At 58.9% G+C, this 3,708-nt stretch carries 2 protein-coding genes; both read right to left on the reverse strand.

Going from position 1 to position 3,708, the window contains the following annotated elements; translation table 11 throughout:
• Positions 1-1,183, reverse strand: a 1,183-nt coding sequence (locus tag ACTH3D_RS12815; protein WP_441667528.1) for a chloride channel protein, incomplete at its 3' end; no start/stop codon positions are given.
• 81 nt (positions 1,184-1,264) lie between these two features.
• Positions 1,265-3,708 (reverse strand): valine--tRNA ligase (locus ACTH3D_RS12820; RefSeq protein WP_441667530.1); only part of this gene is annotated, 2,444 nt, incomplete at its 5' end.

The raw sequence follows: 3,708 nt of genomic DNA on the forward strand, positions 1-3,708 counted from the left end.
AGACGATCAGCAGGGTGGTAAGAGGCGCGCCGAGGACGGGGGCGGTGACCGCGACCATGCCGCACACCGCATAGAAGATAAAGGTCTCCTGGCCGCCACCCAGCTCCGCTACCAGGGTGCCAGCGAGGGCGCCGAAGAGGGTGCCGATCACCAGCGCTGGGCTGAAGACACCACCCGCGAAGCCCAGCCCCAGGCACAAAGCGGTCGCGGCCAGCTTTAGTAGCAGTACCATCAGCAGCTCGCCGCCGCCGTAGGCCCCGGGCAAGGTGGCGAAGCGCAGGGTTTCTTGGCCTATGCCGAGAATATCGGGTACCCAAAGAGCCGTTAGGCCGAGCAAAGCCCCGGCTAGTGCGGGATGAAGGCTGGTGGGCAGCGGTAGCCGCTTGGCCAGCTGGCCCATGGCAAGAATGGCATGCATATAGCCTCCAGCCACCAAGGCGCCTAGGCCACCCAAGGCTAGGAAAAGGGCGAATTCCCAAGCTTGAGGCACGCCAGGCTCAGTGATATGAAACAGCGCCCCCTGAGCGAGCAACTGAGTGGCCAGCACATAGCCGACGATGGCAGCAGCAGCCACTGGCGCGAAGGCGCGCAGGGCATAGTGGCGTAGCACGACTTCGTGGGCGAAGACAATGCCCGCCAGTGGCGCATTGAAGGCCGCAGCGATGGCTGCCGCTACCCCGCAAGCGATAGTGATATTGTCCTCTGAGCGCCCCAGGCGCAGCAAGCGTGTGATTAGGGAGCCGAGAGTCGCGCCGAGGTGTACCAGGGGACCGTACTGACCCACCGAGGCGCCTGCGCCTAACGACACCAAACTGCTTAACGCTGAGAGAGCACCAGCCTTGGCGGGTAGGCGACCTCGGCGGGTCTGGACGGCAGCGATGGCGTCGGCAGGGGTATGGGGGCGGCCCCCAGGCAGGCCACGGTGCAGTTGACCAACGAGCAGCCCCCCAAAGGTTGGTACCAGCAGAGTGGCCAGTACCACCAGAGTGGTGTCATCAGCCATCATCTGGCCTCGGGGAGAGATTAACAGCAGGTCGTTGAGCCATACCAGCGCGTTAACGAAGCCAACGGCGGCCAGCGCCGCCACCCCTCCAACGCCACTTCCCAATAGTACCAAGCCAAGGAAACGCAACACCGCCAGAGGGTGCCGGGTCGAAACGCTGTCTGTGCTGGGGGAGTCCATGCCTAAGTTATAGGCGCTATCGGATCGGCGGGCAAGAGCGCTGGCGCCATGCAGTCAGAGCTGCCTGGCGCCGGGGGGAACTTACAGCGCTGAGATTTTAGCGCGCTGCTCTTCCAGCAACTGCTTGGCGGCCTGGAATTCAGCCAGCTTGCCGCGCTCTTTTTCCACCACGGCTTCGGGGGCTTTGGCGATAAAGCCTTCGTTGCCGAGCTTTTTCTCGATGCCGCCAATCAGCTTGTCCTGCTTATCGATCTCTTTGTTCAAGCGGGCAAGTTCGGTGTCTTTGTCGATCAGGTCGGCCATCGGCACCAGCACTTCCATATCACCTATTAACTGCGTGGCTGACAGCGGGGCGTCCTCTGGGTTTGCAAGCCAGGTAACGCTCTCCAGCTTGGCCAGTTTGGAGAGGAAGTGACGGTTGCTCTCCAGGCGTTCGGCGTCTTCAGGCTTACCTTTGGTGAGCAGCACGTCGAGTGGTTTGCCGGGGGCAATATTCATCTCGGCGCGAATGTTGCGCACGGCGATAATCACGCCTTTCAGCCACTCGATATCCAGGCTGGCCTGATCGTCGATTTTGTTCTCGTCGGCTTCGGGCCATGCTTGCAGCATGATCGACGCATCGTTACCCCTATCAACGCCTGCCAGCGGTGAGACGCGCTGCCAGATCTCTTCGGTGATATAGGGCATCATCGGGTGAGCCAGGCGCAGTATGGCTTCGAGTACGCGTACCAACGTGCGGCGCGTTCCCCGCTTCGCCTCTACCGTGGCATTTTCGTCCCATAAAACAGGCTTAGAAAGCTCCAGGTACCAGTCGCAGTACTCGTTCCAAACGAATTCATACAGCGCCTGGGAGGCGTGGTCAAAGCGGTACTCGTCCATCGCTTTGGTGACCTGGGCTTCGGTTTTCTGCAACTGCGAGATAATCCAGCGGTCGGCCAGTGAAAGCTCAACCTCGCTACCCTGACCTTGAGAAGCGATGCCGCAATCTTCGCCTTCGGCATTCATCAGCACGTAGCGTGAAGCATTCCACAGCTTGTTACAGAAGTTGCGATAGCCATCCAGACGGTTCATATCAAACTTGATATCACGCCCGGTGGTGGCCTGGGAGAGGAAGGTAAAGCGCAGCGCATCGGTGCCGTGGGCTTCAATGCCGTCTTTAAATTCGTCTTTGGTGGCTTTGGCAATGGCTTTGGCCTGTTTCGGCTGCATCATATTGCCGGTACGCTTTTCAAGCAGGGTATCCAGTGTGATGCCGTCGATAAGGTCGATCGGGTCGAGGACGTTGCCCTTGGATTTGGACATCTTCTGACCCTGGCCGTCGCGCACCAAGCCGTGTACGTAAACCGTTTTGAACGGCACCTGATCGGTGAATTTCAGTGTCATCATGATCATCCGGGCCACCCAGAAAAAGATGATGTCAAAGCCGGTCACCAGCACACTGGAAGGGTGGAAGGTCTCAAGCTCCGGGGTTTGTTCCGGCCAGCCAAGGGTGCCAAACGTCCACAGGCCTGAGCTGAACCAAGTATCGAGTACGTCTTCGTCTTGCGTCAGCTCAATATCGGCACCCAGCTTATGCTTCTCGCGGGCCTCGGCTTCCGTGCGGGCAACGTAGACATTGCCTTCGGCGTCGTACCAGGCAGGAATGCGGTGGCCCCACCACAGCTGGCGAGAAATGCACCAATCCTGTAGGTCGCGCATCCAGGCGAAGTACATGTTTTCGTAGTTTTTGGGCACGAACTGAATGTCGCCGTTTTCAACCGCTTCAATAGCGGGCTTGGCGAGCGACTCCACAGCCACAAACCACTGGTCGGTGAGCAAGGGCTCGATGACATCACCCGAGCGGTCGCCGTAAGGCAAAGTGTTGTTAACCGCTTCGACCTGCTCTAGCAGCCCCAGCGCATCCATATCGGCGACAAGCTGCTTACGCGCTTCAAAGCGGTCAAGCCCTGCGTATTTAGCGGGCAGGCTCGCATCTTCGTCCGGCTGGGGCTGGCCTTTAAGATCAAAAATTTCGGCGCTTTCAAGGATCGTAGCGTCTTTCGAGAAGACGTTGATCAGCAGATGGTTCTGTCGCTTACCCACCTCATAATCGTTAAAGTCGTGAGCGGGAGTGATCTTGACGCAGCCCGAGCCTTTCTCCATATCGGCGTGCTCGTCGGCGACCACGGGAATACGGCGACCCACCAGGGGCAGTTCGATAAATTTACCGACCAGGGAGGCATAGCGTTCGTCGTCTGGATTCACCGCCACGCCGGTATCGCCCAGTAAGGTTTCCGGGCGAGTAGTGGCAACGACCAGGTAATCTTTACCGTCAGCGGTTTTAACGCCGTCTGCTAGCGGGTAGCGGAAGTGCCAGAAGCTGCCCTGCTGCTCTTTATTTTCCACTTCCAGATCAGAAATGGCGGTGTGCAGCGTGGGATCCCAGTTGACCAAACGCTTGCCACGATAAATCAGCTTCTCTTCGTGCAGGCGCACAAACACTTCTTGCACCGCTTTGTAGAAGCCGTCGTCCATGGTGAAGCGTT

This window comes from Halomonas sp. (assembly GCF_052095765.1).
GTDB lineage: Bacteria > Pseudomonadota > Gammaproteobacteria > Pseudomonadales > Halomonadaceae > Halomonas.